We start from the raw sequence: 3,322 nt of genomic DNA, 5'->3' as shown, positions 1-3,322 counted from the left end.
TCATAACCACAATTTGGACATAATACATTATTTCCACCACAACCACAATTACAATCCATGGGTTGTGCTGTAGTTTCATCAAATTTGTGTCCACATAATTTACATTGAATCATTTTAGTCATGCCTCAATTTATATTAATATTCATATATTATAAATATTTATTGAAAAAATATTAAAAAATCCAAATTAATCATAAAAATTAGAAAATAGAATTAGAATTAAATTAGAAAAAAGTTTATGAAAAAAGTACTTCTATATTTATTTAAAAAAAACTTTTAATTCTATCCATAATTGAAAAATTAAAGTTTTCATTATTTGTTTTTTTAAATTCCTTTGGACGTGGCATATCATAACCACAATTTGGACATCGAACATTATTTCCATGACATCCACCAAAGGCACAGCTACATCCACATGGTTTCACATTTTTTTCATCAAATTTACAACCACATATTCTACATTGTATCATTGATAAGTCTCCTTTATTGTTTATTAAATAATTGTAATTAATAATTATAAAATTTTTATTAAAATTAGAAAATAGAGTTTTATTCTTTTTTGATTTTCTTTATGACTTCTGGACTTGCACCTATAATCATAATAAACACCTCCATAAAATAAAAAAGATAGTATAAAGATTATACTATTATTTTAAGTAAATCCTAGCAGTAATCCTCCTTGATATACAATAAATGCCATTATATATGCTATAACACAACATGTTACTACACAGACACCCATCCACTTCCAAGAGTTAGATTCTTCTTTTATTGCACCAAGACATGCAAAACATGGAACATATAATAATGTAAATACCATGAATGATAATGATGATAATGGTGTGAATAATGATGGTAAAACTGTACTTATTCCATCTTCACCTACACCAAATAGTGTACCGAAGGTAGATACTACAATTTCTTTTGCCATTATACCAAATACTAAAGCTACTGCTGCTTGCCAGAAACCAAATCCTAGTGGAGCAAATATTGGAGCTATAATATTTCCAAACATACCAATTATACTTTGAACAGATCCTTCTTCTACACCTGGTGGTAAATTACCAAGTAACCATACAATAATGGATGTTCCTAGAATAATTGTACCTGCTTTTTTAATGAAAAGAGAACCTCTTTCCCACATGTGTAATCCTGCACTTTTAAGTGTAGGTAATCTATAAGGTGGTAATTCCATAATAAATGGTGCAGATTCTTCTGAAAATGCTGTTCTTTTAAGTAATCTTGCAACTATAATTGCTACTATCATACCAAGTATATATAAACCAAAAGTTATTTCTGCTTGGTTTGATATAAAGAATACTGCTGTAAATAATGCATATATAGGTATTCTTGCACTACATGATATAAATGGTAATGCTAACATTGTAGATATTCTATCACTTTCATTTGCTAATGTTCTTGTTGCCATTATTCCTGTTACATCACAACCAAAACCTAGAATCATTGGTATAAATGCTTTACCTGATAATCCCATTATTTTATACATTGCTCTATCAATAACAAATGCTGCTCTTGCTAAGTAACCAACATCTTCTATTAAACTTAGTAAGAAAAACAATATGAATATAATAGGTATAAATGTAAGTATGGAACCTACTCCACCAATTACACCATTTAATACAAATGATGATGCTAATCCATCACCTAGTATTGGAGTAATGCTATCTATAAGCATTGTAAATGCTTCATCTATTAAATCTTGGAATGGTCCTCCTATTGTATATGTAAGTTGGAAAACTCCATATATCACTATTAAAAATATTGGTATTCCAAGTATTCTATTGGTTACTATATCATCTATCTTATCTGTGAGTGTTTTTTTACCTGCACCAGGTTTTTTTACACAAATTTTCATAATTGAATCTATTTCAGCATATCTTGCATTGATAAATGCATCATCTACATTATCATTTAATATACCTTCAAGATGTCTTCTTATGTTATTTACTTTCTGTAGATTTTGTTTATCAGATGATTTTTCAGCAATGTCTATTACTTCATCATCACCTTCTAAAAGTTTTATAGCTGTCCATGAGTCTGGTGCTGAACCTATCTTTAAATTAGGAAATAGTCCTTTAACTTCATTTACATGATCATCTAATTCAAATCCATATGTTAATCTAGATGAACAATCTTTTGGATGGTTAGCTGCTTTGATTGTTGCACGTACTAATTCATTTAATCCTGTTCCTTCTCTTGCATCCACGACAACTATTGGAATTCCTAATGTTTCCTCTAATTTTTTTAGATTTATTTTGAAACCTGCATCTTCAGCATAATTTAACAAATTCACTGCTAGTATTGTATTAGCACCTGTTTCCATGATTTGTAATGTTAAATATAAGTTTCTTTGAATATTTTCTGCATCAATAACATTTATTACTGCATCATTTTCTTCATGAATAATTGCATCTCTTGAAACTTGTTCTTCTACTGAATATGGGGTTAGACTATAATTTCCTGGAAGATCTATAATTTCTATATCATAATTATCAAATTCAAAACTTCCAGATTTTTGTTCTACTGTTTTACCAGGCCAGTTACCAACGTGTTGTTTCATACCTGTAAGATGGTTGAAAATTGTACTCTTACCCACGTTTGGATTACCTGCTAATAAGAATTTTAGTTTCTCCATATCATACCTCTGAATAATAATAATATAAGTAGTAATTTAGGTAAACCTAAATTATGTTGGAATAATTTTTAAATAAAAAACAATGTTTAAATAAAAATAATCATGAACTTTTAATATTAATAAAATAACAATTGAATTAAAAAAAAGAGTTATTCTAACTCAATTGATTCCGCTTCTTCTTTTCTTAAAGCTAAAGAAAAACCTTGAATTCTAATTTCTACAGGATAACCTAATGGTGCCACTCTTTCAAGTTTTATAGGAGTACCATTAACAAGACCCATTTCTTTAAGATGTTTTCCAAGAGATCCTTTTACTTTATGTCTTTTAACAATTCCTGTTTCTCCAGGTTTTAAATCATTAACTGTTGTCATTTTTTTCCCTCCGAGAATAATATTTTATTTCTATATGATATTTTATTAAATCAAACATCATTACCCAATAAAAAATTAGGTTTTAATTATTAAAATATTAACACATAATTAGTTACACCTAATTAGGTATACCTAAGTTTTTTATAGTATATAAATGTTGTGTTAATTAATTACATTTAAAAATAAGCAAAATACCACAAAATAAATAGAAATAATAAAAAATATACTAAAAAAATAACAAATAATATAAACAAAATTTAAGTTATATATAAACTAAATGGTAAAACATTAAAAG

The 3,322-nt window shown here is 27.3% G+C and carries 3 protein-coding genes; all 3 read right to left on the bottom strand.

Annotation, left to right across the window (positions count from 1 at the left end):
- Positions 1–263: 263 nt before the first annotated feature.
- The 3 genes from A9758_RS03350 to A9758_RS03340 all read right to left on the bottom strand — a co-directional run bounded on the left by A9758_RS03350 (position 264) and on the right by A9758_RS03340 (position 3,027).
- Entirely contained in the window at positions 264–470 is a 207-nt protein-coding gene (locus A9758_RS03350; protein WP_011407008.1) for a hypothetical protein, read from the bottom strand.
- Positions 471–652: 182 nt separating this feature from the next.
- Entirely contained in the window at positions 653–2,656 is a 2,004-nt protein-coding gene (feoB, locus tag A9758_RS03345; RefSeq protein ID WP_011407009.1) for a ferrous iron transport protein B, read from the bottom strand.
- Between the two features lie 149 nt (positions 2,657–2,805).
- Positions 2,806–3,027: a FeoA family protein gene (locus A9758_RS03340; protein WP_011407010.1), complete on the bottom strand. Its 222-nt coding sequence runs from the start codon at positions 3,025–3,027 to the stop codon at positions 2,806–2,808.
- Positions 3,028–3,322 lie beyond the last annotated feature (295 nt).

Origin of the sequence: Methanosphaera sp. A6 (assembly GCF_001729395.1) — an archaeon.
Classification (GTDB): Archaea; Methanobacteriota; Methanobacteria; order Methanobacteriales; family Methanobacteriaceae; genus Methanosphaera; species Methanosphaera stadtmanae.
The sequence above is the reverse complement of the archived record's forward strand: the minus strand, read 5'-3'. Positions and strand labels throughout refer to the sequence as shown.